At 39.4% G+C, this 19,331-nt stretch carries 33 protein-coding genes and 1 tRNA gene; 2 read left to right on the forward strand and 32 right to left on the reverse strand.

The window, feature by feature from the left end; translation table 11 throughout:
* Positions 1-32: 32 nt before the first annotated feature.
* Positions 33-121: transfer RNA gene (locus tag AC6EI2_RS06505), tRNA-Ser, on the reverse strand.
* A 60-nt stretch (positions 122-181) separates the two neighbouring features.
* Positions 182-1,390, reverse strand: a complete 1,209-nt coding sequence (gene alr / locus AC6EI2_RS06510) for an alanine racemase (protein ID WP_498463466.1) — start codon at positions 1,388-1,390, stop codon at positions 182-184.
* A gap of 73 nt (positions 1,391-1,463) precedes the next feature.
* On the opposite strand from alr, the gene AC6EI2_RS06515 reads away from it, so the two are divergent.
* The gene (locus tag AC6EI2_RS06515) at positions 1,464-1,970 is read left to right on the forward strand and encodes an HNH endonuclease (protein ID WP_498461549.1); all 507 of its coding nucleotides are present in this window, start codon (positions 1,464-1,466) and stop codon (positions 1,968-1,970) included.
* 6 nt (positions 1,971-1,976) lie between these two features.
* Here the strand turns inward: AC6EI2_RS06515 and prfA are convergent, their stop codons facing one another.
* From prfA to rplC, 30 genes are all read right to left on the reverse strand, one after another.
* Entirely contained in the window at positions 1,977-3,074 is a 1,098-nt protein-coding gene (gene prfA / locus AC6EI2_RS06520) for a peptide chain release factor 1 (RefSeq protein ID WP_498461550.1), read from the reverse strand.
* A 35-nt stretch (positions 3,075-3,109) separates the two neighbouring features.
* On the reverse strand, positions 3,110-3,370 hold the full coding sequence (gene rpmE / locus AC6EI2_RS06525; protein WP_498461551.1) for a 50S ribosomal protein L31: 261 nt from the start codon (positions 3,368-3,370) through the stop codon (positions 3,110-3,112).
* Positions 3,371-3,406: 36 nt separating this feature from the next.
* Entirely contained in the window at positions 3,407-3,814 is a 408-nt protein-coding gene (gene rpsI, locus AC6EI2_RS06530) for a 30S ribosomal protein S9 (RefSeq protein WP_498461552.1), read from the reverse strand.
* Positions 3,811-4,263 (reverse strand): 50S ribosomal protein L13, encoded by a 453-nt coding sequence (rplM, locus tag AC6EI2_RS06535; RefSeq protein ID WP_498461553.1) that lies wholly within the window; start codon positions 4,261-4,263, stop codon positions 3,811-3,813. Before rplM ends, rpsI begins: the two co-directional genes overlap by 4 nt.
* A 209-nt stretch (positions 4,264-4,472) precedes the next feature.
* On the reverse strand, positions 4,473-5,294 hold the full coding sequence (gene truA / locus AC6EI2_RS06540; protein WP_498461554.1) for a tRNA pseudouridine(38-40) synthase TruA: 822 nt from the start codon (positions 5,292-5,294) through the stop codon (positions 4,473-4,475).
* Between the two features lie 51 nt (positions 5,295-5,345).
* Complete coding sequence (rplQ, locus tag AC6EI2_RS06545; protein ID WP_498461555.1) at positions 5,346-5,696, reverse strand: 50S ribosomal protein L17; 351 nt, start codon at positions 5,694-5,696, stop codon at positions 5,346-5,348.
* Between the two features lie 39 nt (positions 5,697-5,735).
* Positions 5,736-6,674: a DNA-directed RNA polymerase subunit alpha gene (locus AC6EI2_RS06550; protein WP_498461556.1), complete on the reverse strand. Its 939-nt coding sequence runs from the start codon at positions 6,672-6,674 to the stop codon at positions 5,736-5,738.
* Positions 6,675-6,725: 51 nt separating this feature from the next.
* Positions 6,726-7,118 carry a 30S ribosomal protein S11 gene (gene rpsK / locus AC6EI2_RS06555; RefSeq protein ID WP_498461557.1) on the reverse strand — a complete coding sequence of 131 codons (393 nt, stop codon included), beginning with the start codon at positions 7,116-7,118 and terminating at the stop codon, positions 6,726-6,728.
* A 64-nt stretch (positions 7,119-7,182) separates the two neighbouring features.
* A complete protein-coding gene (gene rpsM, locus AC6EI2_RS06560) occupies positions 7,183-7,548 on the reverse strand; it encodes a 30S ribosomal protein S13 (protein WP_498461558.1) in 366 nt (121 codons plus the stop codon).
* Positions 7,549-7,663: 115 nt separating this feature from the next.
* Entirely contained in the window at positions 7,664-7,780 is a 117-nt protein-coding gene (gene rpmJ, locus AC6EI2_RS06565) for a 50S ribosomal protein L36 (protein ID WP_011295453.1), read from the reverse strand.
* 41 nt (positions 7,781-7,821) lie between these two features.
* Positions 7,822-8,373, reverse strand: a complete 552-nt coding sequence (locus tag AC6EI2_RS06570) for an adenylate kinase (protein ID WP_498461559.1) — start codon at positions 8,371-8,373, stop codon at positions 7,822-7,824.
* A gap of 25 nt (positions 8,374-8,398) precedes the next feature.
* Positions 8,399-9,718, reverse strand: a complete 1,320-nt coding sequence (secY, locus tag AC6EI2_RS06575) for a preprotein translocase subunit SecY (RefSeq protein WP_498461560.1) — start codon at positions 9,716-9,718, stop codon at positions 8,399-8,401.
* Between the two features lie 59 nt (positions 9,719-9,777).
* Complete coding sequence (rplO, locus tag AC6EI2_RS06580; protein WP_498461561.1) at positions 9,778-10,230, reverse strand: 50S ribosomal protein L15; 453 nt, start codon at positions 10,228-10,230, stop codon at positions 9,778-9,780.
* 5 nt (positions 10,231-10,235) lie between these two features.
* A complete protein-coding gene (gene rpsE / locus AC6EI2_RS06585; RefSeq protein ID WP_498461562.1) occupies positions 10,236-10,862 on the reverse strand; it encodes a 30S ribosomal protein S5 in 627 nt (208 codons plus the stop codon).
* Positions 10,863-10,876: 14 nt separating this feature from the next.
* Positions 10,877-11,245: a 50S ribosomal protein L18 gene (gene rplR / locus AC6EI2_RS06590; protein WP_498461563.1), complete on the reverse strand. Its 369-nt coding sequence runs from the start codon at positions 11,243-11,245 to the stop codon at positions 10,877-10,879.
* Between the two features lie 33 nt (positions 11,246-11,278).
* Entirely contained in the window at positions 11,279-11,818 is a 540-nt protein-coding gene (gene rplF, locus AC6EI2_RS06595; protein WP_498461564.1) for a 50S ribosomal protein L6, read from the reverse strand.
* 17 nt (positions 11,819-11,835) lie between these two features.
* Positions 11,836-12,237: a 30S ribosomal protein S8 gene (rpsH, locus tag AC6EI2_RS06600; RefSeq protein ID WP_498461565.1), complete on the reverse strand. Its 402-nt coding sequence runs from the start codon at positions 12,235-12,237 to the stop codon at positions 11,836-11,838.
* 19 nt (positions 12,238-12,256) lie between these two features.
* Positions 12,257-12,796, reverse strand: a complete 540-nt coding sequence (gene rplE, locus AC6EI2_RS06605; RefSeq protein ID WP_498461566.1) for a 50S ribosomal protein L5 — start codon at positions 12,794-12,796, stop codon at positions 12,257-12,259.
* A gap of 94 nt (positions 12,797-12,890) precedes the next feature.
* Positions 12,891-13,202 (reverse strand): 50S ribosomal protein L24, encoded by a 312-nt coding sequence (gene rplX, locus AC6EI2_RS06610; protein WP_498463467.1) that lies wholly within the window; start codon positions 13,200-13,202, stop codon positions 12,891-12,893.
* 47 nt (positions 13,203-13,249) lie between these two features.
* On the reverse strand, positions 13,250-13,615 hold the full coding sequence (gene rplN, locus AC6EI2_RS06615) for a 50S ribosomal protein L14 (protein ID WP_011295463.1): 366 nt from the start codon (positions 13,613-13,615) through the stop codon (positions 13,250-13,252).
* Positions 13,612-13,878 (reverse strand): 30S ribosomal protein S17, encoded by a 267-nt coding sequence (rpsQ, locus tag AC6EI2_RS06620; protein WP_269611570.1) that lies wholly within the window; start codon positions 13,876-13,878, stop codon positions 13,612-13,614. Before rpsQ ends, rplN begins: the two co-directional genes overlap by 4 nt.
* Positions 13,879-13,888: 10 nt before the next feature.
* Positions 13,889-14,101: a 50S ribosomal protein L29 gene (gene rpmC / locus AC6EI2_RS06625; protein ID WP_498461567.1), complete on the reverse strand. Its 213-nt coding sequence runs from the start codon at positions 14,099-14,101 to the stop codon at positions 13,889-13,891.
* Entirely contained in the window at positions 14,098-14,583 is a 486-nt protein-coding gene (gene rplP / locus AC6EI2_RS06630) for a 50S ribosomal protein L16 (RefSeq protein ID WP_498461568.1), read from the reverse strand. Before rplP ends, rpmC begins: the two co-directional genes overlap by 4 nt.
* 12 nt (positions 14,584-14,595) lie before the next feature.
* On the reverse strand, positions 14,596-15,330 hold the full coding sequence (gene rpsC / locus AC6EI2_RS06635; RefSeq protein WP_498461569.1) for a 30S ribosomal protein S3: 735 nt from the start codon (positions 15,328-15,330) through the stop codon (positions 14,596-14,598).
* Positions 15,330-15,710: a 50S ribosomal protein L22 gene (gene rplV, locus AC6EI2_RS06640; RefSeq protein WP_498461570.1), complete on the reverse strand. Its 381-nt coding sequence runs from the start codon at positions 15,708-15,710 to the stop codon at positions 15,330-15,332. Before rplV ends, rpsC begins: the two co-directional genes overlap by 1 nt.
* A 2-nt stretch (positions 15,711-15,712) precedes the next feature.
* On the reverse strand, positions 15,713-15,988 hold the full coding sequence (gene rpsS, locus AC6EI2_RS06645; RefSeq protein WP_498461571.1) for a 30S ribosomal protein S19: 276 nt from the start codon (positions 15,986-15,988) through the stop codon (positions 15,713-15,715).
* A 35-nt stretch (positions 15,989-16,023) separates the two neighbouring features.
* Positions 16,024-16,887, reverse strand: a complete 864-nt coding sequence (gene rplB / locus AC6EI2_RS06650) for a 50S ribosomal protein L2 (protein WP_498461572.1) — start codon at positions 16,885-16,887, stop codon at positions 16,024-16,026.
* Positions 16,888-16,892: 5 nt separating this feature from the next.
* Positions 16,893-17,204 (reverse strand): 50S ribosomal protein L23, encoded by a 312-nt coding sequence (locus AC6EI2_RS06655; protein ID WP_498461573.1) that lies wholly within the window; start codon positions 17,202-17,204, stop codon positions 16,893-16,895.
* Positions 17,197-17,832, reverse strand: a complete 636-nt coding sequence (gene rplD, locus AC6EI2_RS06660) for a 50S ribosomal protein L4 (RefSeq protein ID WP_498463468.1) — start codon at positions 17,830-17,832, stop codon at positions 17,197-17,199. Before rplD ends, AC6EI2_RS06655 begins: the two co-directional genes overlap by 8 nt.
* The gene (gene rplC / locus AC6EI2_RS06665) at positions 17,832-18,488 is read right to left on the reverse strand and encodes a 50S ribosomal protein L3 (RefSeq protein WP_498461574.1); all 657 of its coding nucleotides are present in this window, start codon (positions 18,486-18,488) and stop codon (positions 17,832-17,834) included. Before rplC ends, rplD begins: the two co-directional genes overlap by 1 nt.
* Before the next feature lie 375 nt (positions 18,489-18,863).
* Here rplC and AC6EI2_RS06670 point away from each other — a divergent pair, with 375 nt between their 5' ends.
* Positions 18,864-19,328, forward strand: a complete 465-nt coding sequence (locus tag AC6EI2_RS06670; protein WP_498461575.1) for an NAD(P)H-quinone oxidoreductase subunit N — start codon at positions 18,864-18,866, stop codon at positions 19,326-19,328.
* Positions 19,329-19,331 lie beyond the last annotated feature (3 nt).

The following is a 19,331-nucleotide window of genomic DNA, read 5'->3' on the forward strand; positions in this document are numbered from 1 at the left end:
TCCTTGTAAAGCATGCTGAACCAAATTAAGGACGGAGAGGGAGGGATTCGAACCCTCGACAGAAGTTACCTCCTGTAACTCCTTAGCAGGGAGCCGCTTTCAACCACTCAGCCACCTCTCCATTACCAATACATTATCAAGTCAAAGCTCAAAAAAATTGTATTGTGATCCTCTACAAATTTTATATGACCACTCTAGGAAGTCTATTTCTGAAACTGCAAAGAACTTCCCATGGAATTGATCCTGACAAATCGCACCAAATTTGAGGAGATATGCAAACCTCACCATCAGTTCCAAGAAGGGTGAAAACCTGACCAGTTTTAATATCTGGTTTATCAGTTATGTCAAAAACCATTTGATCCATTGCAATTGCACCCACTTGGGGAACCAACACTCCATCTATTGAGGCTGAAATCTTCCCCGAGAGTGTCCGGCTTACACCATCTGCATAGCCAATAGCAACTACAGCAAGTTTACTGTTCCTTTTGGTTTTAAACATATGTCCATAGCCCACTCCTATCCCTTTTTCAACATCCCTAATCAAAGTAACTCGGGCCTTAACTTTCAAGACTGGAGTAAGATTCAAATCAGACTCGATATCTTTTACGGGAAAGTAACCATACAAGCTAAGTCCAACTCGAACCATATCAAAATGAAGACGAGTATCTGAAAGTGTCCCCGCAGAATTAGCAAGGTGGGTGCATAAAAGCTTATTTCTTTTGCCTAAATCCTTTAAAACCTTCTCAAATCTATTTAACTGAATCTGAGTGAAACTTTTTTGAGTACTATTTTGTAGATCTTGATCAGCAATTGCTAGATGACTGTATATACCTTCCAAGGATATATTTTCTAAACAATCAATCTTAGTAATTAATTCTTCAACTTGACTGCAATCACAGCCAAGTCTAGTCATACCTGTGTCAACTTTTAAATGAATAGCAAATCTTTTATTCTTATTTTCTGCTATATTATTACAAATTATTGCCTCACGAATGCCGCTGATCGTAGGAATAAGATCCCAGCAAAAAGAAGAATAAAGTTCTTCTGCATTTATTAGATTTCCAAGAATCAATATTTGACACCTCAAGCCAGCATTCCTTAATTGAATACCCTCCTCTAATGTTGCTACTCCGAGACTATCAGCACCTCCAATTAAAGCAGCTTTTGCAACAGTCTCTGCACCATGTCCATATCCATCAGCTTTTACTACTGCCATTAACAAACAATCTTTACCAATAAAGTTTTTCAAAACCCTTGAATTATTTTCTATACCTTTAGAGTCAATCTCTACCCATGCACGACTTCGAGGATCGGGGCTCATTACATTTTGAGTTATCCCTTCAAAAGGGAAAGATCTTTCTCTTTTATTGATCTTTGACATACTCGACATGTAATCAATGTAATAAGGGAAACTGCAACAAGGTTCCAATACCACTAGCATGCCGCTTAAATAGCTTGCTTGCATGGGTCAAGTTCTTGTTTTAAATGCTTCTTATGAGCCATTGAACATCACTTCATGGCGTCGTGCGACTGTTTTAATGCTTAAAGGCAAAGCCGAAAGTCTAGAAGAAGATGCTTCACACAATCTTAGGCAAGATGTCAAAGCCCCTACGGTAATTAGATTAAGACAATTTATTAGAGTTCCATATCGTGATATACCTCTTTCTAGAAAAAATATATTTCAAAGAGATGATAACTGTTGTCAATATTGTGGTCAAAAAAATAAGAAACTTTCAATTGACCATGTTTTACCCCGTAGTAGAGGTGGAACCGACAATTGGGAGAATGTGATTACTGCGTGTCTCCAATGCAACGTAATGAAGGGCAATAGAACTCCAGACGAAGCAAAGATGCCATTAAAAACAAAACCTTACAAACCTCTAAATAACATGAGTTTTGAAACCACAAAACAAATTCATTCTGGTCGCCATAAAGAATGGAGTAAATATGTAATTGGATGGGTAGCCTAGCTTCGCTTAATCTTCAGATTGATTACTCATCTCTTCCATTTGCCTTTTTTGTTCTTCTGCAATACATGCGTCAATAACATCTTCCAATTGACCTGCTAGAACTTGCTCGAGGGGAAAATTTATTCCTAATCGATGATCGGTGGTTCGATTATCTTTGTAGTTGTATGTCCGAATTTTCTCACTTCTATCACCTGTACCAACTTGAGACAATCGAGCAGATCTTTCTTTTGCATTAGCTTCTGCTATTTCTAATTCTAATAATTTAGCTCTTAAAATCTCCATTGCTCTTTCTCTATTTTGTAATTGAGAACGCTCCTGCGTACAAAAAACTCTTATGCCTGTGGGTTTATGAAATAAATCAATAGCTGTTTCTACTTTATTTACATTTTGCCCACCAGCACCACCTGATCTTGCCGTACTAATTTCTAAGTCAGTAGATTCTATTTTTACTTCCACTGGATCAGCCTCTGGCATTACAGCAACAGTTGCAGTAGAGGTATGAACTCGCCCTTGAGATTCGGTTGAAGGAACTCTTTGAACTCTATGAACACCTGCTTCAAATTTCAACTGACTATAAACAGAATCTCCTTTTACTGAGATGATCATTTCACGAAAACCACCCATATCAGCCTCTGTTGAACTTATCGGTTTGACATTCCATCCTAGTTTTTGTCCATATCTTTCATACATTCTTGCCAAATCACCAGCCCATAAACAAGCTTCATTTCCTCCTGCACCAGCTCTTATTTCAAGCATCACGCTTCTTTCATCTCTTGGATCTTTGGGCAAAAGAGCCAAAGTCAACTTTTTAATTAATTCATTTTTTGATTTTTCAAGATTTTCAAGTTCTTCTCGAGCCAATAGCTCCATCTCCTTATCATCTCTACTTTCTTTTACTAATCCTTTAGCTTCTATATACTCTCTTTCTATTATCTGAAGTTTGAAATAATCATTAACTAATGGCTCTAAACGTGATCTCTCCCTAGCAATTCTCTCTAATTGTTTTGGGTCTGATGCAACGTCTGGATCAGCTAATTGCAACTCCAAGTTTTGAAAACTAGTTTTAGCTGTTTCTAATCGTTTTATTAGGGTTGAAGAATCCATTCTTTATATTCCCTAATTCTTTAGAAAAACAGCTATCAACTTTCTTTTTCTTGTTTTGGAGATTTATCTTTTTGTTCACCTGAGTCAGATGAGGCCATGCCATATTTCCTCATAAATCTATCTACTCTTCCTTCTGTATCTAAAATTTTCTGAGTCCCTGTAAAGAAAGGATGGTTTCCGCTCCAAACATCAACCTGTATTTCAGGCTGAGTTGAACCAGTTGTCATAACAACTTCTCCATTACAAATGACTTTTGCTTCTGGATACCAAGTTGGATGGATATCTGATTTAGGCATAATAATAAAAGTGCAAAATTTGAGGTAAAAAGTAAACTACCTCTTTGAGAATTGAGGAGCTTTACGAGCTTTTTTGAGACCATATTTACGCCTTTCTTTGGCTCTAGGGTCCCGACTAAGATGACCCTCTACTTTTAAAGGCTTGCGATTATCAAGAGATAACTCACACAAAGCTCTGGCAGCTCCTTGCTTAATAGCGTCGGACTGACCAGTCAATCCTCCACCGTATACATTAACTAAAACATCATATGAGTCACTCAATCCTAAAGTTCTTAAAGGAGCTTTAACTGCAGATAGGTATGCAGGATTGAAATTCAAATAATGGTCGCCAGGGCGACCATTGATAATTATTTCTCCTTTCCCAGGAGTTAATCTCACTCTGGCTACGGATGTTTTACGTCTACCAGTTCCCCAGTAAACTACTTTGTTTGTGGAGTTAGTCATTTCTTAACAGATTCAGAATTTAGATTTAGAATTGTAGGTTGTTGAGCCGAATGAGGATGATCAGAGCCTTTATAAACTTTGAGTTTGGTAAATAATTGCCTACCCAACCTTGTGTGAGGAAGCATTCCTTTAATTGCCTTCTCAACGATTCTCTCTGGAATTCTGGATTGAAGAGCTTTAAAAGTTTCCACTTTCATTCCACCAGGACGTCCAGAATGTCTGCGATAAAGCTTTTGATCTGATTTTTTGCCGGTTACTTTGATCTTCTCTGCATTTACGACAATGACAAAATCACCTGTATCTAAGTGTGGCGTGAAATTTGGCTTTGTCTTGCCTCTTAGAACACTAGCAACTTCAGTCGCTAGTCGACCAAGAGTTTGATTCTCTGCATCCACCAGAAACCACTGGCGATCTATTGAATCCGGTGATGGAACGGATGTCTTGTTCATTTTTCCTTTACACCTTTAACACTGAATGAGCATTATCGACTGATAATACTATTTGAGGAAGTTATCAAGTCAAAAAATTGAACTGATTCTTCAGAAATACAATTCTACACTTTCATGGCTTAAAACTGGCCTTTTTGTTTGCATAAAATTTAAATTCCTGATTCAAAAAAATTCTCAATTTTAAATTATTAATCTTTTATTTTGTTTGCCTATTTTGAGGACTCAAATATTGGTAGAGAGAACCTAGGGAAAGTATCAAAACTTTTCTCTTGTGAAAAGATGTTTTCCTCGTAACCAACTCTTATCAAACACAATCCATGAGCTGGCGCAGACTCTTTCACCTCATGGCGCAAACCTTTTCTCCATCTAAACCTAAATTTTTCTAGAGAAAGTCGTTTTTCTCCAACAGCAACTAATTGGCCCATCAAAAGCCTTACCATCCCATACAAAAAGCCACTGGCCTGGATTTCAACAGTGACTATGTCTCCATCACGACAAATAGAAACATCTTGCACGGTCGTTAATGAATTACTCCTATTACTTCCTGCTTTTTGAAACGCTGCAAAATCATGAAAACCTAATAAATCATTCAGAGCATGCTTCATTAAATTGACATCCAATTTAGTTCTATATTTATGCCAACTTATATTTTGAAGAAAAAGATTTGGATAGGAACCATTAAAAATAGTATATCTATACCTTCGATATTTGGCTGAATAGCAAGCATGCCAATACCTGGAAACACTCGCAGCTTCAATAATTTTAATTGATGCTGGAAGTCTTCCATTAAGTGCTGATGTCCATTTATTTATAGGAATTGGGCCAGAACAATCAAAATGAACAACTTGTCCAGAAGCATGAACACCTGAGTCAGTTCTGCCTGCTGCTATTGCCTTAACTGGTCTAATTGGATCAAGTTCTGCAATTTTTTCTTCTAAAGTTCCTTGAACAGTTATTGAATCTTTTTGATTTTGCCAGCCTCTAAAGCATGATCCATCGTATTGAATAACAAGTGCGATTCTATGCGTCAAATTTAATTAAAACTAAAAAATATTGATTTAATTTTTTGCAAAAATTTTATCCTAAACAAGCTCAACAATAGCCATCTCTGAATTATCACCACGCCTTGGGATAGTTCTAACTATTCGGGTATAGCCTCCTTGACGATCACCATATCTCTCTTGAGCCTTTTCAAAAAGTGCATGAACCAACTGCTTATCGTATACATAACCAATAGCTCTTCTTCTTGAAGAAAGGCTGCCATCTTTAGCTAAAGTTATCATTCTCTCGGTCTCATCTCTCAAAGCTTTTGCTCTTGCTTTGGTGGTCGTAACTCTACCTTCACGAATTAGTTGAGTAGTTAATCCTCTTAAAAGCGCCTTCCTTTGATCTGCAGGACGACTCAGTTGTGGAATTCGACGTTGATGACGCATTGGATTAGCTTTGAAATGTAGTAGTAAGAAAACCGAAAGTCATGCAGAAGTTCTACTTTGCGGAATAGAAATTCCAATTCTCTCTAGAGCTTCAATCACTTCATCAGCAGATTTAGAACCGAAGTTCTTAATTTCCAATAAATCCTCATAACTGAAGCCCATCAAGTCTGAAACAGAGTTCACTTGGGCACGTTTTAGGCAGTTGTAAGCTCTTACCGATAAGTTTAACTCTTCAAGGGGGATTTGGGCTTCTGCTGCAGGCTCAGGCTCTTCAGGAATCTCTTCTACCATTGAAACGGTTGCGAGAGGTTGAAAAAGTTCAATTAATTGATTTGCAGCTTCCGCCAATGCATCATCTGGAGAGGTTGATCCATCAGTAACCAGCTCCATTTTTAATCTTTCTCTAGTAGATCCACCCTCGGCAACTGCAGTTTCATCAATGGTAAAATTGACTCTATTTATGGGCATAAACACCGCATCTATTTGAAGTAAATCGATTGCGCTGGTCTCTTCATTTCTTCTATCAACTGGTCGATATCCAACACCTCTTTCTACATGCAACTCTAACTCTAAATTGTGGCCCTCATGAACTGTTGCTATTGGGCGATCACCATCAACAACCTCAACTTGAGAAGAGAACTGAATATCCTTTGCTTTTACTTCAGCGGGTCCAGTAACAGCAATTCTTCCTATCTCAAGTTCTTGACTACGACAATCAACCGAAATTTGTTTGCAGTTTAGAAGGATGTCTAAAACATCCTCTCTTACTCCAGGGATTGTTGCATATTCATGGTTAACACCTGCGATCCTGACAGCAGTAACTGCACTGCCTTCAAGTCCACCCATCAAAACTCTGCGTAAAGAGTTGCCTAAAGTTGTTGCTTGACCTCTTTCAAGAGGTCCAATCAGGAAAACGCCTGTTTGGGAACGATCATTAGCAACTTGATGGTCGATCCTGTCTATCTGGTATTGCAACACGGTCTAATGCGATGTGGGGAAAAAAGAAAATTTCACTTAGGTGAATAGATTTTAAACGCGTCTGCGTTTAGGTCTCCTACAACCATTATGAGGAAGAGGAGTTACATCTCTGATCAAAGTAATTTCAAGACCAGCTACTTGCAACGCCCTTATTGCGGTTTCACGACCTGAACCTGGTCCTCTTACAAGAACTTCTATTTGACGCATTCCTTGCTCTACCGCCCTTCGGGCTGCAAGTTCAGCCGCAGTTTGAGCAGCAAAAGGAGTACCTTTTCTAGCTCCTTTAAAACCGCTAGCTCCTGCTGAAGACCAGGAAATTACTTCACCAGAGGTGTCAGTAATTGAAACAATGGTGTTATTGAAGGTACTTTGAATATGCACAACTCCATTAGGAACGTTGCGCTTTGACTTCTTAGAACCGGATTTTTTTGAGGTTGTAGCCATTAGGCTGTGCCTGATTTAAAAAAGATTTAGTAAATTACCAGAAGGTAACAGGAGTCTTAAGAAATTATTTCTTTCTTCCTGCAACGGTTTTTCTCGCTCCTCTTCTTGTGCGAGCGTTAGTTCTGGTTCGTTGTCCACGGACAGGAAGACTCATCCTATGCCTTCTTCCTCGAACACATCCAATATCTTGAAGACGTTTTAGAGCCATTCCTTCTTGGCGCCTTAAATCTCCTTCAAGGGTGAATTCTTCAGTAACAGCTCTAAGCTTCTGTACATCGCTGTCGTCTAAATCCTTTACACGAATATCAGGGTTAACCCCAGATTTTTCGAGGATAGTCTGAGCTCTGGTTAAGCCGATACCATAGATGTAAGTGAGGGCAACTTCTACCCGCTTTTCGCGAGGTATGTCGATGCCTGAGATCCGTGCCACTTAGGGATAAATCGAAGAGGACAATGAAAATCATCATAATTTAATGATGACCTTGTTGTAAGAAGAAAACGAAAAATAAAATTAATCGTTCATGGCTTCTTAAGAAAGCCAGGGATCAGCCCTGACGCTGTTTATTTCGAGGCCTTTTCTTGTTGATCACATAGATCCGGCCTCTGCGCCTCACGATCTGATCGTCAGGACTAATTTTTTTGACTGAGGATCTAACCTTCATTTGGTGAGACTCTCCTATTTCCAAACCATAATTTTACTACATCATCCGCCTAAAGCTTTCTCGATAGATGAAAAAACAACATCTATGTCAGCATTACCTTCTATCTCCTCAAGAATTCCCTGCTTGGCATACAAATTAATAAGAGGAGAAGTTTTTTCTCTATAAATTTTGAGTCTATTAATTATGACTTGTTCATTATCATCCTTTCTCCCTCTCTCTAAAAGCCTTTTAATTAAATAATCGTCGGCACATTTTATTAACACAACTCCTTCTAAAGGTTGATTAATTTTTTCCAAAAGACTTTTGAGAGAATTAGCTTGATTGACATTTCTAGGGAAACCGTCAAGCAACCATCCTTCATTAATATTTATCAATCTTCCTTCAACAATTGAAAGAACTAATTCATCACTTACTAATTCTCCTTTATTCATAACTTCAGCAGCTTTAATTCCTAAATCTGATCCAGAGGAGACTTCATCTCTAAGCAAATCACCCGTTGAAAGATGGTCTAATCCGTACTTGTTGCAAAAAAGATTTGCCTGAGTCCCTTTACCCGCACCAGGTGGGCCTAGGAATAGTAATTTCTTTTTCATTTAAATAAAAATCATATTAAAGATTTTATTGGCGTACTAATCCTTCATATCTTTGAGAAATGACATAAGTCTGAATTTGCTTAGATGTATCAATTGCGACTCCCACCAAGATCAATAATGAAGTCGCCCCAAGCCCTTGAAAAGTCTGAACATTAGTTGCTCTTTCTACTGCTGCAGGAACAATAGCAACAGAACCAAGAAATAATCCACCAAGCAAAGTGAGGCGGTTTTGAACACCTGAAAGGTAAGTAGAAGTAGAACCTCCAGGCCTCACGCCTGGAATTGCGACACCACCCTTTTTTAAATTAGAAGCAATATCTATTGGATTAATTGTTAAAGAAGCATAAAAATAAGCAAAACCTAAAATCAACGCGAAAAAAGTAATCGCATATGGCCATGGATTAGACGAACCTGGATTAAGCGAACTAGCAGCCTTAATAAGTAAAGGGTTTTGAGTAAAATTTGCGATTGTTATGGGGAGGAAAATTAATGCAGATGCAAAAATTATCGGCATGACGCCACCAGCATTTAATTTCAGAGGTAAATAACTTTGCCTACTTGGCAAAAGAGCTGTACCGCCCATTTGACTTTTTGCACTGACTATTGGAATTCTTCTGGCACCCTCTTGAACAAAAATAATACCTACAATAGTAATCAAGAAAACGATCAAAAGAATTATTATTCCCAGAACATCTGCTCTATCTCCGGTTTGAGCTTTCTCAATAGTAGAGCTAAGTGCTTTAGGCAAAGTCGCAACAATATTCAAGAAAATAACTAAAGAAGCGCCTTGGCCTATCCCTTTTTCAGTAATAATCTCACTAAGCCACATCACAATCATCGATCCAGTTACTAATGCCAGTGATGTTTGAATAACAAATTCAGTTTCGCCAAGACCTTCGACTGCATACTGTCTAAGAATCAAAGCAAAAACTGTACTTTGAACCAATCCCCATCCCAAAGCCACATATCTAGTGATTTGAGCAATCTTCCTTCTCCCTGCCTCACCTTCATTTTTCTGTAGATCTTCCAGTTGAGGTAAGGATGCGGTAAGCAATTGGATAATTATTGACGCATTAATAAATGGAAGAATACCTAGTGCAAAAATCCCCAAAGTTGATATTCCTCCACCTGTAAAAATATCAAGGAAGCCAATCAATTGCCCCCCCTGATCAATAAAAGTTTTAAAAGCTTCTCTATCTATACCAGGCATAGGAATATAGATTCCTAATCGAACAATCAATAATAACCCTAGGGTCGTAAATACTCTTCCCCTAAGCTCTTGATTACTGAATAGCTGGGTGATTACTTCTCCCGCGCTTGGGTTTCTACCACGACTTATTAACATTTAATAAGGATAATTTAATTAGAGACTAATGTATAAAATTAATTTTTTGGAATAAAAAATTAATTATATACCTCGCATTTGCCACCGAGTTCTTCAATTTTCTTTTTAGCAGATGTTGTGAATGCAGCAGCTTGAACAGTCAATTTGACTTCTAATTTTCCGTTTCCAAGAATTTTTAGAGGATTTTTTGGTTTTGTCAAAATACCCTCCTTCACCAATGAATCAAGGTTTACAACAGTTCCTTCTTTCAATGCATTCAAATTAGAAACATTTAGGACAGTAAAATTTTTCTGATTAACTATTGGAAAATGCTTTAATTTTGGGACTCTCCGATACAAAGGCATCTGACCACCCTCAAAACCTGGACGAGTAGGTCTACCTGATCGAGATTTTTGTCCCCTCATTCCAAACCCGCAACTAGCACCTTGACCAGCAGCTATGCCTCGACCTTTACGCATTTTTTTACGCCTAGATCCTTTATTTGATTGAAGGGATTCTAATTTCATAGTCATGGTTGTTAAGAATAAATCTGCTCTAGAGAAATACCACGCTCTTTCGCTGTGGCTTTATGAGTTCTTAACTCACTTAGAGCAACCATTGCAGCACGAGCATTATTTAGAGGGGTCTTACTTCCTAGTCTCTTAGCAAGTACATTTTTAATTCCTGCTAACTCTAAAACAGTACGAATTGACCCTCCTGCAATTACACCTGTTCCAGGTGCTGCAGGACGAATTAACACGCTAGCTGCACCATCTCTGCCATTAGAGAGAGTTGGAATAGAGCTATTTCGGGTTAAAGGAACACGAACTAGATGTTTTTTTCCATCAGCGACTCCTTTCCTAACAGCACCAATGACATCTCCAGCTTTCCCAACACCAACGCCAACTTGTCCTTTTTCATTACCAACTACAACTATTGCTCTAAAACTCATTTTCTTTCCACCTTTGACAGTTTTAGAGACTCTTCTGATTTGAACAACACGTTCTTGCCATTCAGAGTCTCTTTCTTGCCCTCTTCTATCTCTTCTGCCTCCACGTTTTTCACCACGATTTCGACGATTTTCTTGCCTACCATCTGCGGCAGGAGGAGAATCTGATGATCCAGATGTTTTTTTACTTGAGGACTGGTTTTTAGAGTCTGTCATTGTTAAAGCAATAATTAAAAGTTCAAGCCTGCCACTCTGGCAGCTTCGGCTAGAGCTTTAACCCTGCCATGGTAGATGTTCCCACCTCTGTCAAAGATAACTTGTTTGATGCCTTTTGATAAAGCTTTTTTTGCAACTAGCTCTCCAACCGCTGTGGAGGCATCGCAACTTCCAGCATTTGCTTTTAAAGAAGATTTCAAGTCTTTATCCAAGGTTGATGCAGCACATATAGTGTTTTGAGCATCATCATCTATTATTTGAGCATAGATGTGGTTATTAGAACGAAAAACAGCAAGTCTTGGTCTTGATTCTGTTCCGCTTAAGTTTCTCCTTAAGCGTTTATGTCGTTTTTGTGTCTGTTGTTTTCTTGAGAGTTTTGACATGGCTAAAAAATTTTAAAAAACAAATAAGCAAGATTAAGCTTTGCCAGACTTACCAGCTTTTCTAATTATGTTTTCTCCTTCATATTTTATTCCTTTACCTTTGTAGGGTTCTGGAGGTCTAATCGCTCTTATTTTTGCAGCTTCATTGCCAACTAATTCTTTATCAGGTCCAGTTACGATCACATTTGTATTATTTTCAACTTTAAAAGTTATGCCTTCTGGAGGAACGACTTCAACAGGATGGCTGTAACCGGCACTAACAACAAGTGTTTTTCCTTTTACTTGAGCTCTTGAGCCAACACCAACTATCTCAAGTTTTTTTGTAAAACCTATACTCACTCCCTCAACCATATTTGCGACAAGAGATCTACAAAGACCATGCATTTCCCTGGACTGCCTCTTTTCATTTACTGGTTTAACAAGAATAGTATTCTCATTTTTGGTAAGACTCACTCCATCAGGAAGAGTTCGCTCCAGTTGACCTTTGGGACCTTTAACAGTAATGGAAAGACCATCGAGTTTTACATCTACCTTTTCAGGAAGGGAGATGGGTTTTTTTCCTGTGCGAGACATAATAAATACCTAATCAATCAACAGACGTAGCAGAGGACTTCTCCTCCAACCCCTTGTTTACGAGCATCACGATCACTCATGACTCCCTTGGAAGTAGAAATTATTGCAACTCCAAGACCTCCTAAAACTTTTGGTAATCCTCGAGTGTTTTTATAAATTCTTAACCCTGGTTTACTTACTCGCTGCATAGAACGAATAATCGGTGAGCGATGCTTACCGGTATATTTCAATCCAAGAATGAGCTGCTTTTTAAAGCCTTCTCCTTCTTCATTGATTTCTGCGATAAAACCCTCACGCTGAAGAACCTTAGCGATACTAAGAGACATTCTTGAAGCAGGGACTTTGGTTTTTTCATGACGCTTCTCACTCGCATTTCTTATGCGAGTGAGCATGTCTGAAATTGGATCGTGGTTGGCCATAGTATTTAGCTAATCAAACTCATTTTTTACGGAAGGGCATTCCCATTTCACTAAGAAGAGCCTTGCCTTGTTCATCAGAAGAAGCACTGGTGACAATTGTGATATCCATACCTCTGATGGCATCGACTTTGTCAAAAGTGATCTCAGGGAAAATAAGTTGCTCTTTTACTCCGATAGTGTAATTTCCTCGGCCATCAAAGCTTTTTGGACTCACACCACGAAAGTCTCTGATTCTTGGAAGTGCCAAATTAATGAACCTCTCCAAGAATGCGTACATGCGATCACCTCTAAGTGTGACCGAGCAACCTATGGGCATTCCTTGTCTAATCTTAAAGGTTGCAATTGCTTTCTTAGCTCTTGTCACAAGAGCTTTTTGCCCAGAAATTGTTGCCATTTCAGCTAGAGAAGCCTCTAAAGCTTTGGAATTCGATGCGGCTTCACCAAGGCCTCTGTTTAAAGTGACTTTCTGCACCTTTGGAACTTGATGAACATTTTTCAGACCAAGATCTTTTAAAAGCTTTGGTCTAATTGTCTCTCGATAGCGTTTTTTTAGTGACATAGCTGAGGAAAAAGTTGATTCTGGTCTTGGTCAGAATTCAATTAGGAAAGAAAGTCTGCTTTTAGTTAGTTCAGACAAAGGAAAAGTGAATTAATTAATCAATTAATTCTCCTGTCTTCTTTAATCGTCGTTTCTTGGATCCATCTTTATCTACAAAAATTTCAACTTTACTCGCAACTTTCTCTTTAGTTGAATAGATCATTACATTTGAGGCATGCAAGGTAAATTCTTTGGTCTCTATTCGACCAGTTTCTCCTTCCTGTGAGGGTTTTACATGCTTTGTTCTTTGGTTAATTCCTTGGACTAAAACTCTATTTTCATAGGGAAGTGTTTTAAGGACTTCACCGGTTTTACCCTTATCCTTTCCAGAAATAATCTGAACTGTATCTCCTTTACGAATCTTCATTTTGATCCGATCAGCAGGAGCTTTGGATTTGTTAATTGCTGGCATGATTAAATAACCTCCGGAGCTAAAGAGACAATTTTTGTGAAATTGCGCTCTCTTAATTCTCGTGCGACGGGACCAAACACCCTAGTGCCTCTTGGGTTTTGATCATCATTGATAAGAACAGCTGCGTTATCATCAAAACGAATTGAATTTCCAGTTTCTCTGCGCATTGTTGCTCTAGTACGAACAACAACCGCTTTAACGACATCAGATTTTTTGACTCCCATATTGGGCATCGCATCTTTAACAGAAGCGACAATCACATCGCCTACGTGGGCATACCGACGATTAGAACCCAAGACTCTAATACATTGCAAACGTTTGGCACCACTGTTATCTGCAACGGTTAAGAATGTTTCTTGCTGGATCATTTTGCAGCCTCCTTAGATTTCATACCCTGAACGAGAACATCTGTAACCGTCCATCGTTTGTGAGCGCTCATAGGAGGAGATTCTTTAATCCGAACTCTGTCTCCTACTTTGCAATGGTTTTCTGCATCATGGGCTTTATATCTAGTCGTACGACTAATGATTTTTTGGTAGATAGGATGTGGAAATCTATTTTCCACAGCCACAACTACTGTTTTTTGCATTTTGTCACTGACAACAGTGCCGACCATTTCCTTAAGTGCCATAACTAATAAATCAAGATGATGTGTTGGAGCGGCTTCGCTCGTTAGAAACCGTTAAAAGTTGAGCTAACTCGGTTCGTGCCTCTTTGAAGCGGTGAGTTTTCGCTAGCTGTCTTGTGGCTTGCTTAAAACGAAGATCAAAAAGTTCTTTACGAAGATTTTCAATCTTTTCTGATATCTCGGAATCTGAGAGATTCCTGAAATCTTTTATAGTTGTTTTGCTCATGATGCTGACTCCGAATCATCTGCTGGAACTGGTGTTTTAGCAGGTTTATAATTTCCCTTATTGAGATCTTCTTCTAGGGAAATAAATTTTGTTTTTACTGGCAGCTTGTATTGAGCAAGACGCATTGCCTCTTTTGCAATTTTCTCTGTAATTTCTTCGCCACCCATTTCAAACAAAATTCGACCAGGCTTGACAACTGCAACCCAAAATTCTGGATTACCTTTACCAGAGCCCATTCTTGTCTCGGCAGGCCTCATCGTTACTGGCTTGTCAGGAAAAATACGAATCCAAATTTGTCCTCCCCTTTTTACATAACGAGTCATGGCTCTCCGACTTGCCTCGATTTGCCTTGAGGTAACCCACCCACAGTCTTGAGCTTGCAATGCAAACTGGCCAAAAGAGATTTTGTTGCCTCTAGTAGCAACACCGCGCATACGGCCTCTTTGTTGTTTACGAAATTTGGTTCTTTTAGGACTTAGCATGATTAAAACTCCTTATTTACCTTCATTGGAACGGTCCTCAAATTGTTGAGGTCTACGATTCCCCCTATTGCGTCTAGGAGAAGAACCAACAGGTAAAGGCTGTTCTTCTTTCGGAAGAACTTCACCTTTAAAAACCCATACTTTGATTCCCAAAACGCCATAGGTTGTACTGGCGACTTTAGTTGCATAATCGATTTCTGCTCTCAAGGTGTGGAGTGGCACTCTTCCTTCTCGTGTCCATTCAGAACGTGCGATTTCAGCTCCATTTAGCCTTCCACCTACTTGTATTTTTAAACCTAAAACACCAGCTCTTTGTGCTCTTTGTACAGCCATTCGAATTGTTCGTCTAAATGCAACACGCTTTTCTAGTTGCTGCGCAATATATTCCGCTAGAAGATATGCATCTGCATCTACTTTTTCCACTTCAACTACGTTTATACGCACTTGTCTACTCCTATCACCGATCGTTTTTTGAATACCAGATCTTAATTCTTCAATACCACTGCCTTGCCTGCCAACGATTACGCCTGGCCGAGCAGTTTTTAATTCGAGCTCAAGTTGATCTGCTTTTCGAGCAATCAATACATCACTAATACCTGCTGCTCCATACTTCTTCTTTATAAAAGTACGGATGCGATCATCTTCTTGAAGAAGCAACGGATAGGTTTTAGTAGGTGCGTACCATTTAGAACGATGCTCTTGAGTGATCCCAAGCCTAATTCCAGTTGGATGAATTTTATGTCCCATCAGTCAGTGTCCTCAGAATTGGTTGATTGATTAGCCGAAACAGCAATGCTGATGTGGCATGTCTGCTTTTTGATAGCAAATGCTCTGCCTTGAGCCCTAGGTCTATAGCGTTTCATTGGTGGCCCCATATCAGCGGTAGCAGTGGTAATCACCAAAGAAGAAGGGTCAAGACCAAGGTTGTTTTCTGCATTAGCAACCGCTGATCGTAATACCTTAGTTATTGGCTCAGTTGATCGATAAGGCATAAATTCAAGCATAATTAATGCATCCCTGTAAGTTCGTCCTCTTATTTGATCAAGAACACGTCTTACTTTTGAAGCAGATCCGCGAATGTAACGCCCATGAGCTAGGGCTGCAGTTTTAGTTGTTGAATTAGTCATAATTAACGAGCTCCCTTTTTATCTCTGATGTGACCTCTGTAGGTTCGAGTTGGAGCAAACTCGCCTAACTTGTGTCCAACCATTTGCTCAGTTATGAAAACAGGTATGTGGCTTTTCCCATTGTGAACAGCAATTGTATGGCCAATCATCATTGGCAAAATTGTTGAGGCTCTCGACCATGTTTTGATGACAGTTTTATCATCATTAGAGTTTTGCTTCTCAATTTTACGAAGCAAACTGTCTGAAATAAATGGCCCTTTTTTAAGTGAACGTCCCATAACGGTTTAATAGAATTTGTAAAGAAAGAAAGAAATCATGAATCTCGACCTCCTCTACTACGTTTAGATACCTTGCGTCGTTTTCGAAGAACATACTTATTACTAGGCTTATTCTTCTTCCTGGTTTTTAAGCCAAGAGCAGCTTTACCCCATGGAGTAACTGGACCAGCCCGACCAACTGGTGCCTTGCCTTCTCCTCCTCCATGTGGGTGATCACATGGATTCATTACACTACCTCTAACTTGAGGTCGTCTACCGAGCCATCTTCTTCTACCAGCTTTTCCAAGACTTGTATTTCTAATCTCAGAATTTCCCACCTCTCCCAGTGTTGCGTAGCATTCTTTTCTGACCAAACGAACCTCGGTAGAGGGTAATTTCAATGCAACATAATCTCCCTCTTTCGCCATAACCTGAGCACTTGCTCCAGCTGTACGAACCATCTGTCCTCCTCGACCTGGATAAAGTTCAACACAATGAACGCTGGATCCCAAAGGCATAGAGGAAAGTGGTAAGGCATTACCAGTTTCAATTGGTGCGTCTGGACCTGAAATAACTTCTTGACCAATCGTTATGCCTGCAGGCGCAAGAATATATCTCTTTTCGCCGTCAGAGTAAAAGAGTAAAGCAAGCCTTGCATTGCGATGAGGGTCATAATGTATTGCCGCAACTTTGGCCAAAACACCATGCTTATTTCTACGAAAATCAACAATCCTATATAACTTTTTGTGCCCGCCACCTCGGTGACGACAAGTAATTACTCCTCGGTTGTTACGTCCTTTCTTTCGATGCTTAGATACGACAAGTGAGCGCTCAGGCTTTTTGGATGTAACTTCACTGAAGTCAGTTACTACTCTTGTACGAGTACCTGGTGTATAAGGTTTGAAAGTTCTTATAGCCATTTTTTTTAAGCCTCCTCTGATTCTGGGAACAATTGTATGGAGTTGCCTTCTGCTAAGCGAACCACAGCTTTCTTCACTTGTGGCCTCTTACCAGAAAACCTACCAACTCTTCTACTTTTTCTTGGCGGATTCATGGTGCTGACACCAAGAACCTTGACATCAAACATTTTCTCTACTGCAGCTTTTATGTCAGGTTTAGCTGCTCTGGGATCGACCTCAAAAGTGTACTGATTTAAATCCAAAGCTTTTGTAGCCTTCTCAGTTATCAAGGGTCGCTTAATCACATCTGTAAGTCGTTTATCAAAAAATTTAGTCATCACCATAGACCTCCTTAATTGTTGATAATGCGTCTTCACCTATTACCAATGAATTGGCATTCAGAAGGTCAAACACATTTAGTTGATCAGCAGAAATAAGCTTGATTTTTTCTAAGTTTCTAATTGAGCGCTTAATGATTTCAGAAGGATTGTTGAGGATAATAAGAACTTTCCCATCTGAATCAATTCCTACTCTCTTAAGTAAAGAAACAATTTCACTTGTCTTGGGAACTTTAAGTTTTGAGCCGAAGTCTTTAATTATTTTCACATCAGAAATTCTACTCATTAGAGCAGTACGAAGAGCTAGCCTTCTTTCCTTCCTATTCATTTCCAAGTTATACTTCCGAGGCTTAGGGCCAAATATGACTCCCCCTCCAGGACGAAGAGGCGTTCGAATTGAACCTTGCCTTGCTCTACCAGTACCCTTTTGCTTGTAAGGTTTTCGGCCGCCGCCTCGCACCTCAGACCTAGTCAAAGAACTTGCAGTTCCTTGGCGGCTATGAGCCTGCTGGCGCAAAACAGCACGGTGCAGTAAGTCTGCTGCAGATGATTCCTTAGCAGTTTTTAAATCAATTGTTGATTCGCCAGTCTCTTTGCCTTGCCAATCAAGAACAGTACAGTTAGCCATCATTTACCTCCTTGGTGGGTAGAGACGCCAACTCTTTTGGCAGGTCTTATGTTTAAAAGTGATCCAGGTTTACCTGGAACAGATCCTTTGACTACTAATAAATTGTGATCAGAATCTATCTTGAGAATTTCAAGGCCTCTAGTAGTAACTTTTTTACCTCCCATACGACCAGCCATCCTCTTACCGGGATAAACACGGCCAGGAGTGGTTCCAGCTCCTGTTGAACCAGGTAATCGATGATTTTTCGAACCATGGCTCATAGGACCTCGGCTGAAACCATGTCGCTTTTGATAACCTGCGAATCCCCTTCCCATGGTGTCGCCACTTACATCAACCTTTTGACCTGTTTTAAAATCATCAACTGTTATTGCAGCTCCAAGTTCAAATTCACCGGAATTTTCAACTCGGTACTCTCGAAGATGACGCAAAAGATCATCCCCTGATTTTGCAAGATGACCTTTTGAAGGCTTGTTGAGAAGTTTTTCGCGAATTAATTGAAACCCTATTTGTACAGCGGCATAGCCATCTGTATCGGCAGACTTCAATTGAGTGATTCGACAGGGACCCGCTTCTATCAAAGTGACTGGAACGGCTCTGCCTTGATCGTCGAAGAGTTGGGACATACCCAACTTCTTACCTAAGATTCCTAAAGACATGAGTTAAATAAACGCTAGCTGAAAGGTCAATCTGTAAAGAAAGACTCGGAATCTGAATTAAATCGCTTATCTAGCCAAAAAAGTTGAAGTTAATTGAATAATTGAAGTTCAATTTGTTTGGAAAAATGCTAGCGACAATCAGCTGGCTGAGACTTTTTCAAACTTTTCAACAAGTTCAAACAGTATCTCGACAAAAAAAATAAATTCTTCTGCTCTGGCCAAAAAGACTAAACGCAATCGCTTAGCCTGCTTAAGCATCCAGAGGCCCGGCTAGCGGACGGGCATAGAAAAGCTTTAGCAACTTAAAAGATTACACTATTAACACCCATTTTGTGTGATGCTTCACTTAAATAAGAAAAAGAATTTGATTTAAGGATGCCTTTATTACTCTCTGGTCATAAATTTCGCAGTGATCTTGAATCATTTGGCTGCCTTGCCATCCTTAGTCCCTTAGAAGGTGGAGCAGAAACTCGTTTACTTAGAAGACTGCGAGCCAGCGGATATCAAACACAGATCACTTCAGCTCGAGGATTAGGAGATCCAGTTGTCTTTCTTACCCAATTACATGGAATTAGACCACCGCATTTGGGACATCAAAATGTTGGGAGGAATGGAGCCTTAGGTGAAGTTCAACAAGTTATTCCTCAATTAAATGAATTATTAGTTGAAGATAAACCCTTTGTCCTATGGTTATTAGAGGGTCAAGTCTTATCCAAGTCAGAACTATTAGCAATAAATAATCTTTGCAAAAAGGAACCTAGAATCAAAATTGTTATTGAGATGGGAGGAGCTCGAAGTATTCAATGGCAACCATTAGATGCATTCATCAATAGCGATTAGAAA

The sequence above is a fragment of the Prochlorococcus sp. MIT2302 genome (assembly GCF_059772385.1).

Coding starts and splice junctions, on each gene's coding strand:
- alr (WP_498463466.1), bottom strand. CDS start 1,390: ATGTCGAGTATGTCAAAGATCAATAAAAGAGAAAGATCTTTCCCTTTT.
- AC6EI2_RS06515 (WP_498461549.1), top strand. CDS start 1,464: ATGGGTCAAGTTCTTGTTTTAAATGCTTCTTATGAGCCATTGAACATC.
- prfA (WP_498461550.1), bottom strand. CDS start 3,074: ATGGATTCTTCAACCCTAATAAAACGATTAGAAACAGCTAAAACTAGT.
- rpmE (WP_498461551.1), bottom strand. CDS start 3,370: ATGCCTAAATCAGATATCCATCCAACTTGGTATCCAGAAGCAAAAGTC.
- rpsI (WP_498461552.1), bottom strand. CDS start 3,814: ATGACTAACTCCACAAACAAAGTAGTTTACTGGGGAACTGGTAGACGT.
- rplM (WP_498461553.1), bottom strand. CDS start 4,263: ATGAACAAGACATCCGTTCCATCACCGGATTCAATAGATCGCCAGTGG.
- rplQ (WP_498461555.1), bottom strand. CDS start 5,696: ATGCGTCATCAACGTCGAATTCCACAACTGAGTCGTCCTGCAGATCAA.
- rpsK (WP_498461557.1), bottom strand. CDS start 7,118: ATGGCTACAACCTCAAAAAAATCCGGTTCTAAGAAGTCAAAGCGCAAC.
- rpmJ (WP_011295453.1), bottom strand. CDS start 7,780: ATGAAGGTTAGATCCTCAGTCAAAAAAATTAGTCCTGACGATCAGATC.
- AC6EI2_RS06570 (WP_498461559.1), bottom strand. CDS start 8,373: ATGAAAAAGAAATTACTATTCCTAGGCCCACCTGGTGCGGGTAAAGGG.
- secY (WP_498461560.1), bottom strand. CDS start 9,718: ATGTTAATAAGTCGTGGTAGAAACCCAAGCGCGGGAGAAGTAATCACC.
- rplO (WP_498461561.1), bottom strand. CDS start 10,230: ATGACTATGAAATTAGAATCCCTTCAATCAAATAAAGGATCTAGGCGT.
- rpsE (WP_498461562.1), bottom strand. CDS start 10,862: ATGACAGACTCTAAAAACCAGTCCTCAAGTAAAAAAACATCTGGATCA.
- rplR (WP_498461563.1), bottom strand. CDS start 11,245: ATGTCAAAACTCTCAAGAAAACAACAGACACAAAAACGACATAAACGC.
- rplF (WP_498461564.1), bottom strand. CDS start 11,818: ATGTCTCGCACAGGAAAAAAACCCATCTCCCTTCCTGAAAAGGTAGAT.
- rpsH (WP_498461565.1), bottom strand. CDS start 12,237: ATGGCCAACCACGATCCAATTTCAGACATGCTCACTCGCATAAGAAAT.
- rplE (WP_498461566.1), bottom strand. CDS start 12,796: ATGTCACTAAAAAAACGCTATCGAGAGACAATTAGACCAAAGCTTTTA.
- rplX (WP_498463467.1), bottom strand. CDS start 13,202: ATGAAGATTCGTAAAGGAGATACAGTTCAGATTATTTCTGGAAAGGAT.
- rplN (WP_011295463.1), bottom strand. CDS start 13,615: ATGATCCAGCAAGAAACATTCTTAACCGTTGCAGATAACAGTGGTGCC.
- rpsQ (WP_269611570.1), bottom strand. CDS start 13,878: ATGGCACTTAAGGAAATGGTCGGCACTGTTGTCAGTGACAAAATGCAA.
- rpmC (WP_498461567.1), bottom strand. CDS start 14,101: ATGAGCAAAACAACTATAAAAGATTTCAGGAATCTCTCAGATTCCGAG.
- rplP (WP_498461568.1), bottom strand. CDS start 14,583: ATGCTAAGTCCTAAAAGAACCAAATTTCGTAAACAACAAAGAGGCCGT.
- rpsC (WP_498461569.1), bottom strand. CDS start 15,330: ATGGGACATAAAATTCATCCAACTGGAATTAGGCTTGGGATCACTCAA.
- rplV (WP_498461570.1), bottom strand. CDS start 15,710: ATGACTAATTCAACAACTAAAACTGCAGCCCTAGCTCATGGGCGTTAC.
- rpsS (WP_498461571.1), bottom strand. CDS start 15,988: ATGGGACGTTCACTTAAAAAAGGGCCATTTATTTCAGACAGTTTGCTT.
- rplB (WP_498461572.1), bottom strand. CDS start 16,887: ATGGCTATAAGAACTTTCAAACCTTATACACCAGGTACTCGTACAAGA.
- AC6EI2_RS06655 (WP_498461573.1), bottom strand. CDS start 17,204: ATGACTAAATTTTTTGATAAACGACTTACAGATGTGATTAAGCGACCC.
- rplD (WP_498463468.1), bottom strand. CDS start 17,832: ATGGCTAACTGTACTGTTCTTGATTGGCAAGGCAAAGAGACTGGCGAA.
- rplC (WP_498461574.1), bottom strand. CDS start 18,488: ATGTCTTTAGGAATCTTAGGTAAGAAGTTGGGTATGTCCCAACTCTTC.
- AC6EI2_RS06670 (WP_498461575.1), top strand. CDS start 18,864: ATGCCTTTATTACTCTCTGGTCATAAATTTCGCAGTGATCTTGAATCA.